Origin of the sequence: Agromyces sp. NPDC058104 (assembly GCF_042884835.1) — a bacterium.
Classification (GTDB): domain Bacteria; phylum Actinomycetota; class Actinomycetes; order Actinomycetales; family Microbacteriaceae; genus Agromyces.
The window spans coordinates 985,838-1,007,208 of sequence record NZ_JBHVTD010000002.1; the positions used below are offsets into that span (position 1 = coordinate 985,838).

19 protein-coding genes are annotated in these 21,371 nt (G+C 73.0%); 5 read left to right on the forward strand and 14 right to left on the reverse strand.

What is annotated here, in order from left to right:
• Positions 1-36 precede the first annotated feature (36 nt).
• Positions 37-1,386, reverse strand: coding sequence for a GNAT family N-acetyltransferase (locus ACFVTH_RS12535; protein WP_387091218.1), 1,350 nt, complete (start codon positions 1,384-1,386; stop codon positions 37-39).
• A 310-nt stretch (positions 1,387-1,696) separates the two neighbouring features.
• Here ACFVTH_RS12535 and ACFVTH_RS12540 point away from each other — a divergent pair, with 310 nt between their 5' ends.
• Both ACFVTH_RS12540 and ACFVTH_RS12545 read left to right on the forward strand, forming a co-directional pair.
• Positions 1,697-2,917, forward strand: a complete 1,221-nt coding sequence (locus ACFVTH_RS12540) for a multidrug effflux MFS transporter (protein ID WP_387091861.1) — start codon at positions 1,697-1,699, stop codon at positions 2,915-2,917.
• Positions 2,918-2,997: 80 nt separating this feature from the next.
• Positions 2,998-3,750, forward strand: a complete 753-nt coding sequence (locus ACFVTH_RS12545; RefSeq protein WP_387091220.1) for a phosphatase PAP2 family protein — start codon at positions 2,998-3,000, stop codon at positions 3,748-3,750.
• Between the two features lie 108 nt (positions 3,751-3,858).
• On the opposite strand, the gene ACFVTH_RS12550 is transcribed toward ACFVTH_RS12545, so the two are convergent.
• The 4 genes from ACFVTH_RS12550 to ACFVTH_RS12565 form a co-directional block, all read right to left on the reverse strand.
• Entirely contained in the window at positions 3,859-4,347 is a 489-nt protein-coding gene (locus tag ACFVTH_RS12550; RefSeq protein ID WP_387091223.1) for a molybdenum cofactor biosynthesis protein B, read from the reverse strand.
• 8 nt (positions 4,348-4,355) lie between these two features.
• Complete coding sequence (gene moaC / locus ACFVTH_RS12555) at positions 4,356-4,838, reverse strand: cyclic pyranopterin monophosphate synthase MoaC (RefSeq protein ID WP_387091226.1); 483 nt, start codon at positions 4,836-4,838, stop codon at positions 4,356-4,358.
• Positions 4,831-6,144, reverse strand: a complete 1,314-nt coding sequence (gene glp, locus ACFVTH_RS12560; RefSeq protein WP_387091229.1) for a gephyrin-like molybdotransferase Glp — start codon at positions 6,142-6,144, stop codon at positions 4,831-4,833. Before glp ends, moaC begins: the two co-directional genes overlap by 8 nt.
• Before the next feature lie 69 nt (positions 6,145-6,213).
• The gene (locus ACFVTH_RS12565) at positions 6,214-6,462 is read right to left on the reverse strand and encodes a MoaD/ThiS family protein (RefSeq protein ID WP_387091231.1); all 249 of its coding nucleotides are present in this window, start codon (positions 6,460-6,462) and stop codon (positions 6,214-6,216) included.
• A 327-nt stretch (positions 6,463-6,789) separates the two neighbouring features.
• Here ACFVTH_RS12565 and ACFVTH_RS12570 point away from each other — a divergent pair, with 327 nt between their 5' ends.
• Complete coding sequence (locus tag ACFVTH_RS12570) at positions 6,790-7,956, forward strand: ThiF family adenylyltransferase (RefSeq protein ID WP_387091238.1); 1,167 nt, start codon at positions 6,790-6,792, stop codon at positions 7,954-7,956.
• A gap of 4 nt (positions 7,957-7,960) precedes the next feature.
• Here the strand turns inward: ACFVTH_RS12570 and narI are convergent, their stop codons facing one another.
• From narI to ACFVTH_RS12590, 4 genes are read right to left on the reverse strand one after another with little or no spacing between them, the layout of a single operon-like run.
• Positions 7,961-8,725, reverse strand: a complete 765-nt coding sequence (gene narI / locus ACFVTH_RS12575) for a respiratory nitrate reductase subunit gamma (protein WP_387091241.1) — start codon at positions 8,723-8,725, stop codon at positions 7,961-7,963.
• A complete protein-coding gene (gene narJ / locus ACFVTH_RS12580; protein WP_387091244.1) occupies positions 8,722-9,468 on the reverse strand; it encodes a nitrate reductase molybdenum cofactor assembly chaperone in 747 nt (248 codons plus the stop codon). Before narJ ends, narI begins: the two co-directional genes overlap by 4 nt.
• Positions 9,468-11,105, reverse strand: a complete 1,638-nt coding sequence (gene narH, locus ACFVTH_RS12585; RefSeq protein WP_387091247.1) for a nitrate reductase subunit beta — start codon at positions 11,103-11,105, stop codon at positions 9,468-9,470. The genes narJ and narH overlap by 1 nt, the downstream gene beginning before the upstream one ends.
• A 31-nt stretch (positions 11,106-11,136) precedes the next feature.
• A complete protein-coding gene (locus ACFVTH_RS12590; protein ID WP_387091250.1) occupies positions 11,137-14,907 on the reverse strand; it encodes a nitrate reductase subunit alpha in 3,771 nt (1,256 codons plus the stop codon).
• Between the two features lie 223 nt (positions 14,908-15,130).
• Here ACFVTH_RS12590 and ACFVTH_RS12595 point away from each other — a divergent pair, with 223 nt between their 5' ends.
• Entirely contained in the window at positions 15,131-16,363 is a 1,233-nt protein-coding gene (locus tag ACFVTH_RS12595) for a nitrate/nitrite transporter (RefSeq protein ID WP_387091253.1), read from the forward strand.
• 28 nt (positions 16,364-16,391) lie between these two features.
• Positions 16,392-16,805, forward strand: coding sequence for a molybdenum cofactor biosynthesis protein MoaE (locus tag ACFVTH_RS12600; RefSeq protein ID WP_387091256.1), 414 nt, complete (start codon positions 16,392-16,394; stop codon positions 16,803-16,805).
• 29 nt (positions 16,806-16,834) lie between these two features.
• Here ACFVTH_RS12600 and moaA read toward each other — a convergent pair whose 3' ends face one another.
• The 5 genes from moaA to ACFVTH_RS12625 all read right to left on the reverse strand — a co-directional run bounded on the left by moaA (position 16,835) and on the right by ACFVTH_RS12625 (position 21,296).
• Complete coding sequence (gene moaA / locus ACFVTH_RS12605; RefSeq protein WP_387091864.1) at positions 16,835-17,896, reverse strand: GTP 3',8-cyclase MoaA; 1,062 nt, start codon at positions 17,894-17,896, stop codon at positions 16,835-16,837.
• Between the two features lie 110 nt (positions 17,897-18,006).
• Positions 18,007-19,170 carry a sulfate/molybdate ABC transporter ATP-binding protein gene (locus ACFVTH_RS12610; protein ID WP_387091259.1) on the reverse strand — a complete coding sequence of 388 codons (1,164 nt, stop codon included), beginning with the start codon at positions 19,168-19,170 and terminating at the stop codon, positions 18,007-18,009.
• Positions 19,167-20,033, reverse strand: coding sequence for an ABC transporter permease (locus tag ACFVTH_RS12615; RefSeq protein ID WP_387091262.1), 867 nt, complete (start codon positions 20,031-20,033; stop codon positions 19,167-19,169). The genes ACFVTH_RS12610 and ACFVTH_RS12615 overlap by 4 nt, the downstream gene beginning before the upstream one ends.
• Positions 20,034-20,067: 34 nt before the next feature.
• Positions 20,068-20,895, reverse strand: coding sequence for a molybdate ABC transporter substrate-binding protein (gene modA, locus ACFVTH_RS12620; protein ID WP_387091265.1), 828 nt, complete (start codon positions 20,893-20,895; stop codon positions 20,068-20,070).
• Entirely contained in the window at positions 20,892-21,296 is a 405-nt protein-coding gene (locus ACFVTH_RS12625) for a molybdopterin-binding protein (RefSeq protein ID WP_387091268.1), read from the reverse strand. Before ACFVTH_RS12625 ends, modA begins: the two co-directional genes overlap by 4 nt.
• Positions 21,297-21,371: the final 75 nt, after the last annotated feature.

The following is a 21,371-nucleotide window of genomic DNA, read 5'->3' on the forward strand; positions in this document are numbered from 1 at the left end:
GGGTGACGCGATCGTCCGCGGGCCGGCGGCCGCGGCTCAGAACCAGACGCTGAGGTGCGGGGCCCGCGGCGAGGAGAACAGACGGTCGGCGAGGGCGAGCGATCCGGGCGTCGTCTCGACGACCCGGCCGGCGCGGGCGAGGAGGGACGGCGCGACGTCGCCGAGGTAGATCGCCGCGAGCTCGGTCACACCGAGCCGCAGGCCCTGCGCGGGGCGCGATCGACGCGCGGCGTGGGCCGTGGCATCCCTCGCGCCCTGCTCGAGCCGTCGCACCTCGGCGTGGCCCTTCGCCGAGAACTCGATCTCGAACCGGCCCGCGGCGTAGCCCTGCGGGTCGTCGACGTCGAGCACGAGCGAGCCGCTGCCGGTGTAGCCGCGGGCCTCGAGGGCGGCGACGGGGTCGAGGATGCGGAGCCAGAGGTGGTCGTGCGACTCGGTCACCCGGATCGCGCGTCGGTCGGCCAGGAGCCACGGCAGCGGCTCGTCGATCGAACGCAGGCGTCCGCGGATGCGGCTGACGAAGTCCTGCTCGAGGAGGAACCGCCAGAGCGCACGCTCGGCCTCGTCGCTCGCCGCGGCCATGAAGTCGAACTCGAGCACCCCCGCGCCCTGGCCCTCGTGCCGGATCCGGTAGACGACGAAGCCCTGCGGCTGGTCGCGCCGGTCGTCGTAGCGGGCGACCCGGACCGCGCGCGCGTGGTCGCTGTCGGGGTGGTGGGTGCCGAGCACCCGGTCGAGCAGGCCCGACCAGCGGTCGATCTCACCGGGGGTGCGCGCCACCGCGCGGCGTGCGATCGCCGGGGCCTGTTCGCGCATCACCGCGGCCGGCACGAACTGCACGCGGCCCGGCTCGGCGCCGCCGGCCCATGCGACGCGCGAGCGGTCGACCTCGAGCGTCGTCGCTCGCGCCGCCGGAGCGTAGCCGTAGCGCCCGTAGATCGTGGCCTCGGTCGCGGTCAGCATCGCCAGGGCAGCGCCGGCGGCGACGGCGTTGTGCAGCTCGCCCTCCATGAGCGCCCGCGCGACCCCGCGCCGTCGGTGGGTCGGTGCGACCGTCACCGAGCTCACGGCCCAGCCGTCGACGCTGCGGCCGCCGGGCACGCTGAGGCCCGTGGGCCAGCTCGCGACGGTCGCGACGGGGATCTCGGCCTCGTCGAGCGTGGGGTCGTAGACCCCGTGCACGCGCCGCTCCGCGAGCACGCCGAGCTCGCGCTCGAGCTCGGGGCCGTGGGGCGCCGGCTGGTGGAAGCCGCGACTGTCGGCCTGCGCCCACGCCGCGAGCGCCGCGCGGTCCTGCGGGTCGATCACGCGGTAGGCGAGGCCACGGGCGGCGAGCGCGGCCTCGGCCTTCTGGTCGAGCGGGATGTCTCGGAGATCGAAGGGCACGGATCCAGACTATCGACGCCGCCCGGATACATGCCGAGCGTGGTGGATCGACTCTCGCGCCGCGGCAGCAGGTGCGGTAATCTGGGTGCTTCGAATCGATTCGAGTCGCCGCGACGACCCGGATCAGCACGACGGCACCCGAGCGGCGCCGTCGTCGTCGTTCCCGGCGTCCGATGGCGCGCGCCGAGGCCGCCGGTCGCGCCCGGCACCAGACCTCATCCGCCTTCGAGCACGCCAGGATCGCATGTCCGCCACGAGCCCCATCCCCATCATCCGCCCCGACGACACCCGGTCGACCCCCGTCGTGTCGATGCATCCCGGCGACGCGCTGACCGCGCGCCAGCGCCTCGTCTACGTGCTCGTGCTCGGAGCGCTCACCGCGCTCGGGCCGTTCACCGTCGACCTCTACCTGCCCGCCTTCCCGGTGCTGCAGGACGAGCTCGGCGTCTCGGCCGCCGCCGTGCAGATCACCCTGACGGGCACGATGATCGGCTTCGGCTTCGGGCAGCTCATCGTCGGCCCGTGGAGCGACAAGGTCGGGCGCCGGCTCCCGCTGATGCTCGCGACCGCACTGCACATCGCCGCCTCGGTCGGTGCGGCGTTCGCGCCCGACATCGTCTGGCTCGCAGCGTTCCGCCTGCTCCAGGGCTTCGGCGCCGCTGCGGGCGGCGTCGTCGCGATGGCGATGGTGCGCGACCTGTTCGGCGGCAAGCCGCTCGTGAAGATGCTCTCCCGCCTCGCGCTCGTGAACGGACTCGCCCCGGTGCTCGCGCCGGTCATCGGCTCGCAGCTGCTGCAGGTCATGGACTGGCGCGGCATCTTCTGGGTGCTCGCCGCCTACGGCGTCGTGGTCGTGCTCTGCGTCGCCTTCCTCATCGTCGAGACGCTGCCGCCCTCGCGCCGGCACGTCACCGGCCACTCGACGATGCGCGACCGCTACCGGGCCCTCTTCTGCGACCGGGTCTACCTCGGGGCGGCGCTCGTCGGCGGCATGGTGTTCACCGGGCTGTTCGGGTACCTCTCGACGTCGTCCTTCCTCTTCCAGGAGGTGTACGAGTTCACGGCCCAGCAGTACGGGCTGCTGTTCGGCGTGAACTCGGTCGGCATCATCATCGGCGTGCAGACGAGCTCGCGGCTCATGCGCGGGCGGGTCGCGCCGCAGTGGATCCTCTCGGTCACGACCGTCGTGCTCTTCGGCTCGGCCATCGCGATCGCGGTACTCGACGTGACCGGTGCCGGGCTCTGGGGCACGATCGTGCCGCTGTTCCTCTTCATCACGGCGTGCGGGTTCTCGTTCCCCGCGGTGCAGATCCTCGCGCTCGCCTCGCACGGCAGCGAGGCGGGCACCGCGGCGTCGCTGCTCGGCGCGCTGAACTTCGGCCTCGCGGGGCTCATCTCGCCGCTCATCGGACTCATGGGCGTCGGCAGCGCGCTGCCGATGGCGATCGTGATGACGGCCGCCGCGGCGGTCGCGATCGTCGGCCTCTGGGCGCTCGTGCGCCCGAAGACCGTGCCGCCCCTCACCGACTGAGGCCCGACGGAACCCGCCGGAACCCCGACCGCCCGGGCGAGGCGGCCGGATGTCCGGCCGCCTCGCGTTAGCGTGGGGGGATGCAGCCGGCGAGCACCGTTGAGAAGAAGCAGGCGGCCGCCTCCGTCCCGACGGTGCGCCGACGTGCGCCGCTCATCGGCGGCATCGCCGCGGTCGTGACTGCGGCACTGCTCGGCTTCGTGATCATGGGCCGGCAGGGCGGGCTGCCGTTCGAGGTCGACGAGGAGTGGGCCGAGGACGTGCTCACCTGGCGCGGACCCGTCGGCGACATCTTCTCGTACTTCATGAACGCGCTCGGCGGCGGCATCATCGCGGTCTTCGTGATCCCGCTCGGCACCGCGATCGTGCTCCTGCTGCTGCGCAGGCCCTGGGCTGCGCTCTACTTCGTGCTCGCCTCCGCGGTCAGCGCCGGGGTCGTGCAGGTGCTCAAGACGCTCTTCGGCCGAGCCCGCCCCGAAGACATGATCGTCGTCTCCGACTACGGCTCATTCCCGTCGGGGCATGTCGCGAACGCGGCGACCATCGCCGTCGCGGTGGGCGTGATCGTCCCGCGCGTCTGGGTGTGGGTGCTCGGCGTCGTCTACACCGTGCTCATGGCGGTCAGCCGAACCTATCTGGGCGCGCACTGGTTCTCGGACACCGTGGGCGGCGCACTCGTCGGCGCCGGGGTCGCCCTCGTGCTCTGGGTCGTGTTCGCGGTGCCGCTCGAACGCGAACGCCTCGCCCGGCTCGCCGTCGTCTCCGCCCGGAACGCCGAGCTGGCGCAGGCCCACGTCACCCCGCCCCGCGTCCCGCGCCACCACGCGGGCTGAGCTCTCCCACCGATTCAGGAAAAAGGCCGCTGCTCAGGACGAATTCGGCGAAATCGTCCTGAGCAGGTGACTATTTCCTGAGACCGCGTCGGGGGTGTGTGTCTGGGGTCAGGCGGATGCCGCGGGGTGGTCGCCGCCCGCGAGCTGGTCGAGCACGTGGTCGAGCACCTCGCCGAGCAGGCCGAGTCCGTCGCGCACGCCGCCGCTCGAGCCGGGCAGGTTCACCACGAACGTCGACCCGGCGACGCCGGCCAGGCCCCGGGTCAGCAGGGCGGTCGGCGTGGTCGCCGCACCGCGACGACGCAGTTCCTCGGCGAAGCCGGGAAGCTCGCGGTCGAGCAGCGCGGCGGTGGCCTCGGGGGTGCCGTCGCCCGGCGCGAGCCCGGTTCCGCCGGTCGTCACGATGAGGGCGGGCGCCGCGGCCGCGGCCGCCTGCAGCGCGGTCGCGAACGCCACTCCGTCGGCGGCCACGAGCGGCCCCTGCACCGAGAAGCCGCGCTCGACGAGCCAGGCCGCGATCACCGGCCCGGTGCGGTCCTCGTAGACGCCGGCCGCGGCACGCGTCGAGGCGACGAGCACGGTGGCGGCCCGTGGCATCCGGTCGCTCATGCCCGCGACCAGTCGCCGCTCTTGCCGCCCTCTTTCGCGAGCACCATGATCTCGCCGATCACGGCGCGGTTGTCGACGGCCTTGATCATGTCGTAGAGGGTGAGCGCGGCGACGCTCGCGGCGGTCAGCGCCTCCATCTCGACGCCGGTCACGCCCTTGGTCGTGGCGGTCGCGACGACGCGCACCCGATCGCCCTCGGCGGCGATGTCGACGTCGAGCTTCGTGAGGGGCAGCGGGTGGCAGAGCGGGATGAGGGTCGAGGTCTGCTTCGCGGCCATGATGCCCGCGATGCGCGCGGTGCCGATCGCCTCGCCCTTCGGCAGGGTGCCGTCGAGGATCGCGGCGACCACCTCGGGGCGGGTCGTGAGCACCGCCTGCGCGCTCGCGGTGCGCTTCGTGACCTGCTTGTCGGTGACGTCGACCATGTGGGCGGAGCCGTCGTCGCGCAGGTGGGTGAGCCGGGGCGGGGTGTCAGTCATCGATCCTCCAGACGTCGACGGCGGCGCCGGCCGGGAGTGCGTCGACCCCCACCGGCAGGTGCACGAGCACTGTCGCCTGAGCATACGCGTGCAGCAGGTGCGAGCTCGGTGCGCCAACCTCGACGGCGCCGTCGCCGTCGATCACGCCGCGCCGCACCTGGTGCTTCGCGCGCGGCGAGACGACGTCGTGCGCGAGCGGCAGGCGCGCGCGGTGCCGATCGGGGGCGAGGCCCTCGAGACGTCGCAGCACGGGCCGCAGGAAGAGCTCGAACGAGACGAGCGCCGACACCGGGTTGCCGGGGAACGACACGACCGGCACCTCGACGACGGCGTCGCCTCCGGCGCCCGCCGAGCCGCCCGACCCGATGCGCGCGGTGCCGAGGCCCTGCGGCCCGCCGGGCTGGATCGCGACCTTCACGAACTCGACGCCGAGCGGGGCGAGCGCCTCGCGCACCACTTCGAAGGCCCCGGCGCTGACGCCGCCGGTGGTCACCACGAGGTCGACGGCGGGGGCGGATGCCTCGAGCACGCCCCGCACGGACGCGGCGTCGTCGGAGGCGATCGCCTCGACGACGTCGACGCCGCACCCGCGCAGCGCCGCACCGAGCATCGCCGTATTGGCGTCGTGGATCCGCCCGGGGCTGAGCGGCGCGCCGGGGGCCTCCAGCTCGTGACCGGTCGAGACGAGCAGCACCCGCAGCCGGCGTCGCACGGGCACCTCGGTGACGCCCGCCGAGGCGAGCGAGCCGAGCTGGGCGGGCCCGAGCCGCGTGCCCGCGGCGAGCAGCAGCGCGCCCGCGGCGATGTCGCTGCCGGCGCGGCGGATGAAGGCGCCCGGCTCCACCGGCGCGGTGAACCCGACGACCGAGCCGTCGGGGGAGTCGTGGCGCCCCGCGCCGAGGCCGATGAAGGACGACGGGTCGGCGGCCTCGATCGGCACGACCGCGTCGGCGCCGTCGGGGATCGCGGCACCGGTCATCACCGGCGAGGCGGTGCCGGGCGCGAGCACGAACGGCGCATCGCCCGCGGCGCTCGTCGGCCCGACGGCCAGGTGCACCGGGCTGCCGGGGCGGGCCGCGGCGAGCTCGTGCGAGCGCACGGCGTAGCCGTCCATCTGCGAGTTGTCGAAGCCGGGAAGCTCCGCGGGCGAGTGGACGTCGCGGGCGAGCACGCGCCCCGCGGCGTCCTGGCCGCGGAGGCCGCCCGCCGCGACCGCGACCGGACTGCCGCCCGACTCCTCCAGCCGGGCCGCGAGCGGGTCGAGCAGTTCGTGCACGGCGCGTTGGTGTTCGGCGTAGCTGCGCATTCCGACCTCGTCTCCTGCGGTGGGGTGGTGCGGGATCCCGAGTTCGAGGATGCTCGGGCGTGCTCGGCCCTAGCCGCCGGCGAACGGCGGGAGGATGTCGACGGCGGCCCCGAGCGCGGTCGCGGGGTCGCGCTGCACGGTGCCGTCGACGAGGAACGACCCGTTCTGCAGCACGCGCTGCATCGCGGCGCCGTAGCGTGCGGCGAGTTCGTCGCGGAGGTGACCGACCGTGGTCCCGTCGGGGAGCTCGAGCGCCTCCTCCTCGGTGCCGGCCGCCTCGGCGGCCGCCGCGAAGTACCGCACGGTGACGATCGTCATGCCGTCGATGGTACCGGAGCACCGGTGCGCGGACCCGGTCGGCGGCGCGCACGGTTCTCGGTGCGATCGTCCAGCGAGCATCGAGTCCACTCACAGGATCGCGCCCTAGATTCATGAGTGGGACATCTGACCCACACCCCCAGTGGGTGTCCCACGATCGGCGCCCAGGGGTGGAGCCGTCTCGGACCCCCACGAGACCCTCCCAGTGCCCCCGGCGCCGATCGCTCTGTCGACTCGGGCGTCGCGCGTCGGATCTGGGACCCTATCCTGATCCGCCGCCGCGGCCGACTCCGCCGGCGCGCCAGGCCGGCGGATTACACTGGCCGCATGACCGAGCCGCTCGTCGAGCCCGGGCCGCCGCTGGCCCCGGCCAGGCTCGCGCGCTTCAGCCGGCAGCTCATGCTGCCCGGCTTCGGCGAGCTCGCCCAGCGCCGCCTCCAGGCCGCGCGCGTGCTCGTCGTCGGCGCCGGCGGCCTCGGCAGCGCGGTCGTGCCCGCCCTCGCCGGATCGGGCGTCGGCACGATCGGCATCGCCGACTTCGACGACGTCGAGCTCAGCAACCTGCCCCGCCAGCTCAGTCACGGCGTCGCCGACCTCGGACGCCCCAAGGTCGACTCGCTCGCCGAGACGGTCGCCGCGAGCGACCCCGAGTGCCGGGTGATCCGCCACCGCGAGCGGGTGACCGCGGCGAACCTGCCGGGCATCCTCGACGACTACGACGTCGTCGTCGACGGCAGCGACAACTTCCCGACGCGGTACCTCACGAACGACGCGGCGCACCTCGCGGGCACGCCGCTCGTATGGGGCGCGATCCTGCGCTTCCACGGGCAGCTCGGCGTCGCCTGGCGCGGTCACGGGCCCGGCTATCGCGACCTCTTCCCCGTGCCGCCGGCCCCGGGCGAGGTGCCGAGCTGCGAGCTCGGCGGCGTGCTGCCGAGCCTCTGCCTCGTGGTCGGCGCACTCATGGCGACGGAGGTCGTGAAGCTCGTCACGGGCCTCGGCGATCCCCTCCTCGGACGGGTGCTCAGCTACGACGCGCTCACCGCGCGCACCCGTGAGATCGCCTACACGGCGATCGCCGGCGCCGACGAGATCACCGACCTCATCGACTACGAGCGCTTCTGCGGCCTCGACGATCCGAGCGAGGCGGATGCCTCGACCGGCGACCTGCTCGCGGCGCCCGCCCCGATCTCGGCCGCCGATCTGCTCGCGCGCCTGCGTGCCGACGAGCCGCTGCGCCTCATCGACGTGCGAGAGCCGAGCGAGGCGGCGCTCACCAGCATCGACGGCAGTTCGCTGCTGCCGCTCGGCGAGCTGCTCGGCGGTGCCGAGCTTCCGCCCGGCGACGGCCCGATCGTCGTCTACTGCGAGGTCGGCATCCGCTCGCAGCGCGCGGCCCGCGAGCTCGCCCGCAGGGGGTACGCCGAGGTCGCCTCCCTCGACGGCGGCATCCAACGGTTCGCCGGCGTCGCCGCCGACCTCGTCACGCGCTGAGCGATCAGAGCTTCGTGAGCTTCTTCGGGTCGGGCGTCTGGATGCCCTCCCACCCGGGCCGCACCGGCCGCGAGCCGGGGCGCCGGGCGTCGTCGCGCGAGCGGTAGACGATGTACGGGCGGAACAGGTAGCCGACCGGCGCCGACCACACGTGCACGAGCCGGGTGAACGGCCAGAGCGCGAACAGCACGTTCGCCGCGATCACGTGGATCTGGAACATCAGCGGCACGTCGACCATGAGCTCGGGCTGCGGCTGGAAGACGATCAGGCTCCGCAGCCACGGGCCGACCGTGCCGCGGTACTCGTAGCCGGGCCCGAGCAGCTGGTACATGACCGTGGCGATCGTGCCGAACAGCAGCACCGCGCCGAGCACGACGTACATCAGTTTGTCCATGCGGGTCGTCGCGAGGAACACCGGGCCGACCGTGCGCCGCCGGTAGATCAGGATCGCGAGCCCGGCGAGGGTGAGCACCGCCGCGGCGGTGCCGAGCGCGGTCGCGCCGAGGTGGTACAGGTGCTCGTCGATGCCGATGGCGTAGAGCCACTCGCGGGGGATGAGCAGGCCCACGGCGTGCCCGGCGATCACCATCAGGATGCCGAGGTGGAACATCGGCGAGCCCCAGCGCAGCAGCCGGTTCTCGTAGGTCTGGCTCGAGCGGGTCGTCCAGCCGAACTTGTCGTAGCGGTAGCGCCAGATGTGCCCGACGACGAACACCGCGAACGCGGCGTACGGCATCGCGACCCACAGCAGGACGTCCCAGGCGGTCATGCGCGTGCCTCCTCGTGTGCGGCTCCGACGGGCTGGTACGGGGCCAGGACGGTCGGACCGAGTCCGCCGATGAACGACAGCCCGACGGTCTCGGCGTGCGGCCCCTGGCTGACGAGCTCGAGGTAGCGCTCGCGGGTCGCCTCGTCGAGCTCGGGCAGCGAGCGGCAGACGGCGCGCACGAGGCCCGCCCACGGGCTCCGCTGCTTCTCGAGGGCCTCGCGCAGCACCTCGAGCCCGTCGCGGTGCGCCGCGAGCAGCTCCGAGGCCACGGGCGAGTCGCTGCGCGCCGAGAACTCGAGCACGGCGGGCAGGTAGTCGGGCAGCTCGTCGGCGTCGAACTCCCAGCCCGCGGCGCGATACGCCTGGACGAAGGTCACGAGTGCGGTGCCGCGCCGGCGGGTGTCGCCCGCGGCGTAGTAGCTCAGGTACATGCAGCACTTGCGCTTGAGGTCGAACGTCGCGACGTAGTCGATCGCGAGGGCCTCGCGATCGCTCGCGGCGGCGTGGTCGATGAAGTCGCGGAACTCGCCCGCGATCGCGGGCGGCAGCTCGCCGAGGGAGGCCTCGACCGCCGCGACCCGGGCATCGAAGCCCTCGTCGGGGTAGTCGAGCAGCAGCGAGGCCGCGATGTGCGCGAGTCGCCTGGTGGCGTCGTCGAGCGCGAGCGGGGCGGTCGCCGGGCCGCGCGACGAGCGCGTGGCATCCGACCCCGACCGTCTGAAGATGAGCGGGAAGTTCGCCATCATTCGCCGTCCTTCGGTGGGAAGAGGCCGTCGGGCGCGCCGTTGCCGTCCCAGTTGAGCAGGTTCACCCGGCCCGAGGTGGAGGGACGGTCGGCGTTCTGCCGATTCTTCAGCGCGTGGAAGTTCTCGACCGCGACGGGCACCTGCTGGCCGCTCGACGAGCCGAACGGGCCTGCGCCGCCCATGCCGGGCCCGCCGTCGTAGTCGAGCGAGCAGGCGAGCTCGTCGAGCTCGCGCGCCTGCTCGGTGTGCGCCGCCGGGATGACGTAGCGCTCCTCGTACTTCGCGATCGCGAGCAGCCGGTACATCTCCTCCAGCGTCTCGCCCGTCATGCCGACGGCGTCGGCGATGCGCTCGTCCTTGCCCTCGCCGAGGTTGATGCCGCGCATGTACGAGCGCATCGCGGCGAGCTTGCGCAGCGACGCCTCGACCGGGCGCGTGTCGCCGGCGGTGAAGAGCCCGGCGAGGTACTCGAGCGGGATGCGGAGCTTCGCGATCGCGGAGAACAGCGTCTTCGCGTCCTCGCCGTCGTTGCCCGAGGAGGCGACGACGTCGACCACGGGCGAGAGCGGCGGGATGTACCAGACCATCGGCATCGTTCGGTACTCGGGATGGAGCGGCAGCGCCACCTTGTACTCGTTGATGAGCCGGTGGATCGGCGAGCGCTGCGCGGCGTCGATCCAGTCCTCGGGGATGCCGGCCTCGCGGGCCGCCTGGACGACGGCCGGGTCGTGCGGGTCGAGGAAGACGCTGCGCTGCGCGTCGAGGAGCGCGTGCTCGTCCTCGATCGACGCCGCCTCGGCGACCCGGTCGGCGTCGTACAGCACGAGCCCGAGGTAGCGGAGGCGCCCGACGCAGGTCTCGGAGCACACGGTCGGCAGGCCCACCTCGAGGCGGGGGTAGCAGAGCGTGCACTTCTCGGCCTTGCCGGTCTTGTGGTTGAAGTAGACCTTCTTGTAGGGGCAGCCCGACACGCACATGCGCCAGCCGCGGCACTGGTCCTGGTCCACCAGCACGATGCCGTCCTCGACCCGCTTGTACATCGCGCCCGACGGGCACGAGGCCACGCACGAGGGGTTCAGGCAGTGCTCGCAGATGCGCGGCAGGTAGAACATGTAGGTCTGCTCGTACTCGGAGGCCACGTGCTCCGACATGTGCTGCAGGATCGGGTCGCCCGCCATCGTCTCGGCCGAGCCGCCGAGGTTGTCGTCCCAGTTCGCCGACCACGAGATCTTCATGTCCTCGCCGGTGAGCAGGCTCTTCGGCTTCGCGACCGGCGTGTGCTCGCCCGCCGGGGCGTTGAGCAGCATGTCGTACTCGTAGGTCCACGGCTCGTAGTAGTCGTGGATCTCGGGCAGCTTCGGGTTCGAGAAGATCGTGGCGAGCTTCTTCAGGCGCCCGCCCGAGCGCAGCTTGAGGCGCCCCGACTTCGTGCGCACCCAGCCGCCGCCCCACTTCTCCTGGTCCTCGTAGCGGCGCGGGTAGCCGATTCCCGGCCGGGTCTCGACGTTGTTGAACCACACGTACTCGACGCCCGAGCGGTTCGTCCACGCCTGCTTGCAGGTGACGCTGCAGGTGTGGCAGCCGATGCACTTGTCGAGGTTCATGACCATCGACATCTGCGCCATGACCTTCATCGGACTGCGCCCCTCATCAGACGGTGCTGCATCAGTACTCGACCTCCTGGCTGCGCCGGCGGATCACCGTGACTTCGTCTCGCTGGTTGCCGGTCGGCCCCAGGTAGTTGAACGCGAACGCGAGCTGCGCGTAGCCGCCGATGAGGTGGCTGGGTTTCAGGAGCACGCGGGTGAGCGAGTTGTGGATGCCGCCGCGCTGCCCGCTCGTCTCGGTGCGCGGCACGTCGACCGTGCGGTCCTTCGCGTGGTACATGTACACCGTGCCCTCTGGCATGCGGTGCGAGATGATCGCGCGGGCGACGACGACGCCGTTGCGGTTGTACGACTCGATCCACTCGTTGTCGCGCACGCCGATCTTCTCGGCGTCCTGCGTCGACATCCAGATCGTCGGGCCGCCGCGCGAGAGCGACAGCATGAAGAGATTGTCCTGGTACTCGGAGTGGATCGACCACTTCGAGTGCGGCGTCAGGTAGCGCACCGCGACCTCGGCATGCCCGGATGCCGCGGGGTCGCCGCTCGGCGCGGTCGAGCCGACGACCGGCGAATCGCCGAAGAGCCGCGCGAGGTCGAGCGGCGGCCGGTAGATCGGCAGGTTCTCGCCGAGCTCGCGCATCCAATCGTGGTCGAGGAAGAAGTGCTGCCGCCCCGTGAGGGTGTGCCACGGCTTCAGGTGCTCGACGTTGATCGCGAACGCCGTGTAGCGGCGGCCGCCGTGCTCGGAGCCCGACCACTCGGGGCTCGTGATGACCGAGACCGGCCGCGCCTGCACGTCCGCGAAGCGGATGCGACCGCCCTCATGGTCTTCGGCGAGCTGCGCGATGCGCTGGCCGGTGCGTTGCTCGAGCTGGCGGAAGCCCTGCACCGAGAGCCGCCCGTTCGTCGTGCCCGAGAGCGCGAGGATCGCCTCGCACACCTTCACGTCGGTGTCGAGCAGCGGCTGCCCGGCGCCTGCGCCCGCCGTGGCGACCCCGTTGAGCCGTCCGAGCTCGGCGACCTCGGGCGTCGGGTCGAACACGATGCCCTTCGTCACCATGCCCGCCTTCACCGCGAGCGGCCCGAGCGTCGCCAGCTTGTCGGCGATCGCCGTGTAGTCGCGCTCGACGACGACGAGCTTCGGCATCGTCACGCCGGGCACGAGCGGCAGGTCGTGCTCGACCGTGCCGTGCGGGGTCGCCATGGCGTCGGGGGTGTCGTGCATCAGCGGAGCGGCGACGAGGTCGCTTCGGGTGCCGAGGTGCGTGCGCGCATACTCGGAGAACCGCTTCGCGATGAGGTGGAAGATCTCGAAGTCGGTCTTCGTCTGCCAGGGCGGTGCGATCGCGGGGTTGAACGAGTGGACGAACGGGTGCATGTCGGTCGACGAGAGGTCGTGCTTCTCGTACCAGGTGGCCGCGGGCAGCACGACGTCGGAGAAGAGCGTCGTGGACGTCATGCGGAAGTCGGCGGTGACGAGCAGGTCGAGTTTGCCCTCGGGGGCGTCGTCGTGCCACTCGATCGACTCGGGGCGGCGCCCGGGCGGCGCCTCGGCGGCGCGTACCGACGAATCGGTGCCGAGCAGGTGCTTGAGGAAGTACTCGTTGCCCTTGCCCGAGGAGCCGAGGATGTTCGCGCGCCAGATGTTCAGCACCCGCGGGAAGTTCTCGGGCGAGTCGGGGTCTTCGCAGGCGTAGCGCAGCGAGCCGTCGTTCAGGGAATCGACCACGTACTCGGCCGGCTCCTTGCCCGCGGCCCGCGCGTCGTCGACGAGGTCGAGCGGGTTGCGGTCGAAGGTCGGGAAGCTCGGCATCCAGCCGCGCTTGGCCGACTCGACGAGGCAGTCGGCCGTGGTGCGGCCTGCGAAGAGCCCCTCGGCGAGCGGGGAGGCGAGCTGGTCGGCCGGCAGGCCGTCGTAGCGCCACTGGTCGGTCGCGAGGTACCAGAACGCGGTGCCGATCATCTGCCGGCCGGGCCGCGACCAGTCGCTCGCGGTGCCGTACTGCGAGTACCCGGTGACGGGCCGCACCTTCTCCTGGCCGACGTAGTGCGCCCAGCCGCCGCCGTTGACGCCCTGGCAGCCGGTCATCGTCGTCAGGGCGAGGAAGGTGCGGTAGATCGTGTCGGAGTGGAACCAGTGGTTCGTGCCGGCGCCCATGAGGATCATCGAGCGCCCGCCCGAGCGCTCGGCGTTGTCGGCGAACTCGCGCCCGATGCGTTCGGCCTGCTCGGCGGGCACCCCGGTGATCTCCTCCTGCCAGGCGGGCGTGCCCGGCGTCGAGGCATCCGCGTAGCCCGTCGGCCACTCGCCGGGGAGGCCCTCGCGTACGACGCCGTACTGGGCGAGCAGCAGGTCGAAGACGGTCGTCACGAGCCGGCCGGCGACGCGCGCGACGGGCACGCCGCGGCGCACGACGCCGCTGCCGCCCTCGTGCTCGGCGCCGGCCTCGGGGGCGACGTCGAAGCGCGGCAGTTCGAGCCCGGCGACCTCGCCGTTCCAGGAGGCGCCGTCGCGGATCGAGAGCTGCGGGTCGACCCCCTCGAGGTCGAGGTTCCACTTGCCCTCGTCGGCGGCGCCGAAGCGGTGGCCGAGTGCGCCGTTCGGCACGACGACCGAGCCGTCCTGGTCGAGCAGCACGGTCTTGAACGCCGCGTTGTCGACGTCGGCCGCAGCGCCGCCGAGGTCGGCGGCCGTCAGGAACTTGCCCGGCACGTACGTGCGCCCGCCGTCGTTCGCCGCGCGCTCGTCGAGCGACACCAGGTACGGGGCGTCCGAGTAGGTCTTGAGGTAGTGCTCGAAGCGCGGCACCCGCCGCTCGACGAGGAACTCGCTGAGGATCACGTGCCCCATCGACATCGCGAGCGCCGCGTCGGTGCCCGGGTGCGGCGAGAGCCACTCGTCGGCGAACTTCGTGTTGTCGGCGTAGTCGGGCGAGACCGTGACGACCTTCTGGCCGCGGTAGCGGGCCTCGGTCATGAAGTGCGCGTCGGGCGTCCGGGTGACCGGCACGTTCGACCCCCACATCATGAGGTACGTCGAGTTCCACCAATCGGCCGACTCGGGCACGTCGGTCTGGTCGCCGAACACCTGCGGGCTCGCGACCGGGAGGTCGGCGTACCAGTCGTAGAACGACTGCATCGTGCCGCCGATGAGGTTGATGAAGCGGGCGCCGACGCCGTGCGAGACCATCGACATCGCCGGGATCGGCGAGAACCCGGCGACCCGGTCGGGCCCGTGCGCCTTGATCGTGTGCACGTGGGCGGCCGCGACGATCTCGAGCGTCTCGTCCCAGCTCGCGCGCACGAGCCCGCCCTTGCCGCGGGCCCGCTTGTACGCGCGGGATGCCACGGGGTCGTCGACGAGCGCCTCCCAGGCGAGCACGGGGTCGCCGCCGACGCGCTGCTTCGCCGCTCGGTAGTGCTCGAGCAGCACGCCGCGCAGGTAGGGGTAGCGCACCCGCGTCGGCGAGTAGGTGTACCAGCTGAACGCGGCGCCGCGCGGGCAGCCGCGGGGCTCGTACTCGGGGGAGTCGGGGCCGACCGAGGGGTAGTCGGTCTCCTGCGTCTCCCACGTGATGATGCCGTCCTTGACGTACACCTTCCACGAGCAGGAGCCCGTGCAGTTCACCCCGTGCGTCGAGCGCACGACCTTGTCGTGCGACCAGCGGTCGCGGTAGAAGACGTCGCCCTGACGGCCGCCCTCGAGCGTGACCGTGCGGAGGTCGGGCGAGAACTCGCCCGGTCTCAGGAACCGGCCGAACTTGAGGAGGGAATCGGCGAGCGGGCCGTCGGTGGCGGGCTCGGTCGCAGGTCGGGGCGTTCGGCTCATCGAAGCCTCCTCGTCTCGGCTGGTGCGTCGAAGCGGCCGAGGCCGCGATTCGACACGTCCTGTCCGCCATTCTGCTTGCCGGGCGATCGGATGGGAAGCACCCCGGCCGGCTCCGCGCGTCGCCGGGGTGAATCGCCCGGGCGCGGTGCGTGCGCCCCGGAGGGGAGACCGGTACTGTCTGCCTCAGGACGAGTCACGATCTCCATCCGGCTGAAGGGGCAGCATGAACGCATCGTCGACGCAACCGGAACCCACGAAGCTGCGGGGGCAGCTCGCACAGGTGCTGCTCGCGACGCTCGCGTCGACCGTCGGCTTCTGGGCGTGGATGGTGATCGCACCGCTGCAGAAGACCTATGCGACCGAGATGGGCCTCGACGAGGGGCAGATCTCGCTCATGCTCGCGACGCCCGTGCTCGTCGGCGCACTCGGGCGCATCCTCACCGGAGCGCTCACCGACCGGTTCGGCGGGCGCACGATGTTCGTCGCCGTGCTGCTGCTCTCGGTGCCCGCCGTGCTGCTCGTCGCGCTGGCCGGCGAGATCAAGAGCTTCCCGCTGCTGATCGGCGCGGGCTTCTACCTCGGCGTCGCCGGCACGATCTTCGCGGTCGGCGTGCCGTTCTCGAGCGCCTGGTATGAACCGTCGCGTCGCGGCTTCGCGACCGGCGTGTTCGGCATGGGCATGATCGGCACGGCCGTCTCGGCGTTCTTCACGCCGCGCCTGGCCGAGTGGATCGGCTACCTGCCGACCCACCTCCTGATCGCGGGGGTCATGGCCGGCATGGCGGTGCTCGTCTGGCTGTTCCTCCGCGACTCGCCCGTGTGGGAGCCGAGCCGGCAGCCGCTCGTGCCGAAGGTCGTCGGGGCGCTGAAGCTCCGCATCACGTGGGAGATGGCGTTCCTCTACGGCATCGTATTCGGCGGCTTCGTGGCCTTCTCGACCTTCCTGCCGAAGTACCTCACGACGATCTACCCCGACGACGTCGACCCCGTCGGCGCGGGCACCCGCACCGCGCTCTTCGCCGCGGCGGCCGTCGTCGCGCGGCCGATCGGCGGCGCGCTCTCCGACCGGGTGGGGCCGAAGGTCATCTCGCTCATCTCGCTCGCGGGCATCGTCTCGCTCGCGTACGTCGTCGGGCAGCAGCCGCCCGAGGGCATCCTCACCGGCGTCACGTTCATCGCGATGGCCGCGGCGATGGGCCTCGGCATGGGCGCCGTGTTCGCCTGGGTCGGCCCGTCGACCCCGAAGGACAAGGTCGGCGCGGTGACGGGCGTCGTGGCCGCCGCGGGCGGTCTCGGAGGGTACTTCCCGCCGCTCGTGATGGGGGCGACCTACAACGCCGAGACGAACTCGTACGCGCTCGGGCTGTGGCTGCTCGTCATCGTCGGCGCCTTCGCGCTCGTCGTCGCGGGGATGCTGCGCGACGCCCGGCCCGGGGCGGCGGCGCCCGGGAAGTAGCGCGTCCCCGACGGCATAGGATCGCCGCATGCCCGAACCGCACGCCGTCGTCTCCGATCACCCGCTCGACGAGGCCGCCGTCCGCCGCGCCGTCGAGTCCGACGCGAGCGGTGCGGTCGTCGTCTTCCACGGGGTCGTGCGCGACCACGACCAGGGTCGGGGCGTGCGGTCGCTCGACTATCGCGCGCACCCCGACGCCGAGCGGTTCCTCGCCGACTGCGTGCGTCGCATCTCGGCCGAGACGGGGCTCGCGGTCGCCGCGGCGCACCGCGTGGGCGAGCTGCGCATCGGCGACGTCGCCCTCGTGGCCGCGGCCGGGGCGGGCCATCGTGCCGAGGCCTTCGACGCGTGCGAGCGCCTCGTCGAGCTGATCAAGCGCGAGGTGCCGATCTGGAAGCGCCAGCACTTCAGCGACGGCGTCTCGGAGTGGGTCGGCCTCTGAGGCGGCTCGCGGTCGCGAGCCCGACGCGGTCACCCGCCGAGGTAGCTCATCTCGGCCTTCGGGCGCGCGGCCCGCAGCTCGGGCGTGAGGCTCGCCCGCACCTCCGAGTAGCGGTCGTCGCGGGCGGCCCAGATCGACGCCATCGCCGTGGCGAGGCCCTCGTCGTCGACGCCGCCGCGCAGGAACGCTCGCAGGTCGTGGCCCTCGCTCGCGAACAGGCACGTGAAGAGCCTGCCCTCGGTCGAGATGCGCGCGCGGTTGCAGCTGCCGCAGAAGGTGTTGGTCACGCTCGAGATGAGCCCGATCTCACCGCCGCCGTCGAGGTACCGCCAGCGGGTCGCCGTCTCGCCGGGCGCGGTCGCCTCGAGCGGCTCGAGCGGCAGCTCGGCGCCGATGCGATCGACGATCTCGGCCGAGGGCACGACCTCGTCGAGCTGCCAGCCGTTCGAGTTGCCGACGTCCATGTACTCGATGAAGCGGAGCGTGAACGGCGAGCCGTGGAAGCGCCGCGCCATCGGCAGGATCTCGTGCTCGTTGAGCCCGCGTTTGACGACCATGTTGATCTTGACCGGGCCGAGACCGGCCGCATGCGCGGCCTCGATGCCGTCGAGCACCCTGGCGACCGGGAATCGGACGTCGTTCATCGCCTGGAACAGCTCGTCGTCGAGCGAGTCGAGCGACACGGTGACGCGCGTGAGTCCGGCCGCCTTGAGCGCGGCGGCCTTCATCGCGAGCGCCGAGCCGTTGGTCGTGAGCGCGATCTCGAGCGGACGGCCGTCGGGGGTGCGCAGCTCGGCGAGCTGCGCGACGAGCTCCTCGACGCCGCGGCGCAGCAGCGGCTCGCCGCCGGTCAGTCGCAGCTTCTCGACGCCGTGGGCTGCGGCGATGCGGGCGATGCGGGTGATCTCCTCGAAGCTCAGCAGTTCGTCGCGGTCGAGGAAGGCGTAGTCGCGACCGAACACCGTCTTCGGCATGCAGTACACACAGCGGAAGTTGCAGCGATCGGTGATCGAGATGCGGAGGTCGCGCATCGGGCGGTCGCGTCGGTCGACGAGCGAGGCGTCGGCGCTCGCGAGACCCGTCGACGGCAGGCGGCGCACGCCGATCGACGCACCCGCTCGCTCGGCGCGGGGCGCGCTGGTCGGAATCGCCGTGTCGCTCGTCGGTCACCCCCTGCTCGTGGTGCCACCGTAACACCGGCTCAGTCGCGCACCCGCACCGTGACCTCCTCGGGCGCGACCCGGAAGGCGAATCGTGCGCCGGGCCGCAGGTCGAGCGCGACGGCCGCGGCGCCCGGGAGGTCGACCGCGAGCTCGGGATGCTCGACCGTCGTGAGTCGCACCCCGCCGGGCGCGGGCTGCAGCAGGGCGACGGTGCCGACCCACCGGTTCGGCACCGCTGCGGCGGATGCCCCGGCGTCGCCCACGTCGGTGGGTGCGACGTGCACCGCGCCCGGGCTGAAGACGGCGGAGGCGGGGCGACCGACCGGCGGGAGCTGCGCGTCGACGTCGGCCCGGTCGGCCGCTCGCGCGGCGGCCGGCACGAGGGCGAGCCGCGCGCCGTCAGCGCCCTCGACGTCGACCCCGCCGTCGGGCCGCGCGACGCCGAGTGCGAGGTTCACGCCGGCGAGGGCGGCGACGAACGGCGTGGCCGGGTGTCCGAGGACCTCGGCGACGGGGCCGACCTGCGCGATCGCCCCGTCGTGGAGCACGGCCGCCCGCGCCGCGAGCACGATGGCGTCGAGCGGGTCGTGGGTGACGAGCACCGTCGGCGTCGCGGTCTCGGCGCAGAGCTCGCCGAGCAGCCGGCGCATCGCCGCGGCGGTCGGCACGTCGAGCGCCGCGAACGGCTCGTCGAGCAGCAGCAGCTCGGGCCGGGCGGCGAGGGTGCGTGCGATGGCCACCCGCTGCTGCTGGCCGCCCGAGAGCTGGGCCGGCCGGCGGGCGGCGAACTCGGCACCGCCGACGCGCTCGAGCCAGCGCTGTGCCTCTGCCCGCGCGTCGGCGGCGCGCCGCCCCTGCGACCGCGGCCCGAAGGCCACGTTCTCGAGCACGCTCAGGTGGCGGAAGAGCAGCGGCTCCTGGCCGAGCAGGCCGATGCGCCGTCGGTCCATCGCCAGCGCCGAGGGGCGTCGCCCGTCGGCGCCGGCGTGTGCGAGCTCGCGCTCGCCGAGTCGAACCGTGCCGCGGGTCGGGGCGATCAGGCCGGCGATGGTCGCGAGCAGCGTCGACTTGCCCGAGCCGTTCGGACCGAGCACCGCGAGCACCTCGCCGCGATCGACGCGGAGCGCCGCCTCGAGGCGGAACGCGCCGCGTTCGCTCACGACCTCGGCGACGAGCGCGCCGGATGCCCCGTCGCCGGTCATCGCGGGGCGTCCTCTCGCCAGCCGCGCATGACGAGGAGCACGGCGACGGCGACGGCGATGAGCATGAGCGAGAGCGCGATCGCCGTGTCCTCGCTGACGCCCGCCCCGTTGAACGCGGTGTAGATCGCGAGCGGCATGGTGCGGGTGACGCCGGCGGTGTTGCCGGCGAACAGCGCAGTGGCGCCGAACTCGCCGAGCGCGCGCGCGAAGCAGAGCACCGTGCCCGCGAGGACGCCGGGCAGCACGAGCGGCAGCGTGACCCGGCGGAACACCGTGAACGGCCGGGCGCCGAGCCCGGCGGCGACCGCCTCGAAGCGCGTGCCGACCGCCCGCAGCGAGCCCTCGACCGAGATCACGAGGAACGGCAGGGCGACGAACACCTGCGCGATCACGACGGCCGTCGTCGTGAACGGGATGCGGATGCCGAGGAGCGCGAGGCTCTCGCCGAAGAGGCCCGTGCGGCCGAGCAGCGCGAGCAGGGCGATGCCGCCGACGAGCGGCGGCAGCACGAGCGGCAGCGTGACGAGGGTGCGCAGCACCGCCGCGACGGGGCGGGAGGCGCGCGCCATCACGAGGGCGAGCGGCACCCCGAGCACGAGGCAGCAGGCGGTCGCGATCGCGGCGGTGACGAGCGAGAGCGTCAGCGCCTCGACCGCGGCCGGTGAGGTGACGGCGGCCGGCACCGCGGCCCAGTCGAGGCGCAGCAGCAGCGCGGCGAGGGGCAGCACGAGCACCGCCGCGCCGAGCACGGCGGGCACGAACAGGGCGACCGGGATCCGGGTCGCCCGGCGGGCGCCCGCACGATCCCGCTGCGCCGAGGTGTCGGCGGGCGCCGGGCCCAGGGCGAACGGCGACCCGGTCATCGGGTCCTCGGCCGCTCGTGTCGGCCCCTCGGGGTCATGGTGCTCCGAACCCGAACTCGTCGAGCACCTCGGCGCCCTCGGCCGAGCGCACGAACTCGATGAACGCCGCGGCGGCCTCGGGGTTGGCGGCCCCGGCGAGGGCGGCGATCGGGTAGCGGTTCGTCGCGGCATCCGCGCCGGCGATCGCGATGCCGTCGACGTCGCCGTCCGCCGCGCGCACGTCGGTGACGTAGACGAGCCCGGCGTCGGCCTCGCCCGTCCTCACCTTCGTCAGCACCGCGCTCACGTTCTGCTCCTCGCTCGCGGGCGACAGCTCGACGCCGGCGTCGGCGAGCAGGGTCGCGGCGGCCCGACCGCACGGGACCTCGGCGGCGCAGACCACGACGACGGGCGGAGTCGAGCCCTCGGCGAGGTCGTCGAGTCCCGCGATGCCGAGCGGGTTGCCCGGCTGCACCGCGATCTCGAGCACGTTCGTGGCGAAGACCTCGGGCTCGCCCGCGACGAGCCCCTCGTCCGCGACGCGGTCGAGGTTCGGCTCGTCGGCCGAGGCGAACACGTCGGCGGGCGCCCCCTCGACGAGCTGGGTCGCGAGCACCGAGGAGCCGTCGTAGGTCACGGGCAGCACGTCGAGCGAGGGGTGGCGGGCTTCGAAGCGGGTCGCGAGCTCGTCGAAGGCGCCGCCGAGCGAGGCCGCGGCGAAGATCGTGAGCTCGCCCGAGAGCTCGGCGCCGGCCGGGGTGGCAGGGGCGGAGGCGCCGGGGGTGCCCGAGGCATCCGCATCGCCCGAGGAGGCGCAGGCGGCGAGCAGCGCGAGCGCGACCGAGCCGACGGCGAGCGCGGCGAGCGCGCGGCGGGCGCTCACGCGCCGACCTGCTCGGTCTCGACGACGACCATCGTCGCCTTCACGACGGCGACGCCCCGCGAGCCGACCTCGAGGCGCAGCTCGCGCGCCGCCTCCGACGACATGAGCGAGACGACGCGGTGCGGGCCGCACTGGAGCTCGACCTGGGCCATCAGGCCCTCGATCTCGACGCGGGTGACGAGCCCCACGAAGCGGTTGCGCGCGCTGCGGCGGACACCCGTGCGGTCGTCGGCGGTCGAGGCGATCGCCTGCGCGCGCGCCGCGAGCTCGGCTCCCGGCACGACCTGGCGCCCCGAGGCGTCCTTCTCGACCGCGAGGAGCCCGTCGGCGATCCACCGCCGCACCGTGTCGTCGCTCACTCCGACGAGCTCGGCGGCCTCGCTGATCCGATAATGCGTCATGGATCCGAGAATAGCGTCGCAGATGCGGAATCACAGACCGGTTCCCGTCGTTCGTCCCCGCGCCGGCCGCCTGGA

What these genes read in the sequence shown, in the direction of transcription:
- narH (WP_387091247.1), bottom strand. Translation starts at nt 11,105, where the DNA reads ATGAAGGTCATGGCGCAGATGTCGATGGTCATGAACCTCGACAAGTGC.
- ACFVTH_RS12540 (WP_387091861.1), top strand. Translation starts at nt 1,697, where the DNA reads ATGCATCCCGGCGACGCGCTGACCGCGCGCCAGCGCCTCGTCTACGTG.
- ACFVTH_RS12565 (WP_387091231.1), bottom strand. Translation starts at nt 6,462, where the DNA reads ATGACGATCGTCACCGTGCGGTACTTCGCGGCGGCCGCCGAGGCGGCC.
- ACFVTH_RS12595 (WP_387091253.1), top strand. Translation starts at nt 15,131, where the DNA reads ATGAACGCATCGTCGACGCAACCGGAACCCACGAAGCTGCGGGGGCAG.
- glp (WP_387091229.1), bottom strand. Translation starts at nt 6,144, where the DNA reads ATGCGCAGCTACGCCGAACACCAACGCGCCGTGCACGAACTGCTCGAC.
- ACFVTH_RS12600 (WP_387091256.1), top strand. Translation starts at nt 16,392, where the DNA reads ATGCCCGAACCGCACGCCGTCGTCTCCGATCACCCGCTCGACGAGGCC.
- ACFVTH_RS12550 (WP_387091223.1), bottom strand. Translation starts at nt 4,347, where the DNA reads ATGCCACGGGCCGCCACCGTGCTCGTCGCCTCGACGCGTGCCGCGGCC.
- narJ (WP_387091244.1), bottom strand. Translation starts at nt 9,468, where the DNA reads ATGGCGAACTTCCCGCTCATCTTCAGACGGTCGGGGTCGGATGCCACG.
- ACFVTH_RS12610 (WP_387091259.1), bottom strand. Translation starts at nt 19,170, where the DNA reads ATGACCGGCGACGGGGCATCCGGCGCGCTCGTCGCCGAGGTCGTGAGC.
- narI (WP_387091241.1), bottom strand. Translation starts at nt 8,725, where the DNA reads ATGACCGCCTGGGACGTCCTGCTGTGGGTCGCGATGCCGTACGCCGCG.
- ACFVTH_RS12590 (WP_387091250.1), bottom strand. Translation starts at nt 14,907, where the DNA reads ATGAGCCGAACGCCCCGACCTGCGACCGAGCCCGCCACCGACGGCCCG.
- ACFVTH_RS12545 (WP_387091220.1), top strand. Translation starts at nt 2,998, where the DNA reads ATGCAGCCGGCGAGCACCGTTGAGAAGAAGCAGGCGGCCGCCTCCGTC.
- ACFVTH_RS12625 (WP_387091268.1), bottom strand. Translation starts at nt 21,296, where the DNA reads ATGACGCATTATCGGATCAGCGAGGCCGCCGAGCTCGTCGGAGTGAGC.
- ACFVTH_RS12615 (WP_387091262.1), bottom strand. Translation starts at nt 20,033, where the DNA reads ATGACCGGGTCGCCGTTCGCCCTGGGCCCGGCGCCCGCCGACACCTCG.
- ACFVTH_RS12570 (WP_387091238.1), top strand. Translation starts at nt 6,790, where the DNA reads ATGACCGAGCCGCTCGTCGAGCCCGGGCCGCCGCTGGCCCCGGCCAGG.
- moaC (WP_387091226.1), bottom strand. Translation starts at nt 4,838, where the DNA reads ATGACTGACACCCCGCCCCGGCTCACCCACCTGCGCGACGACGGCTCC.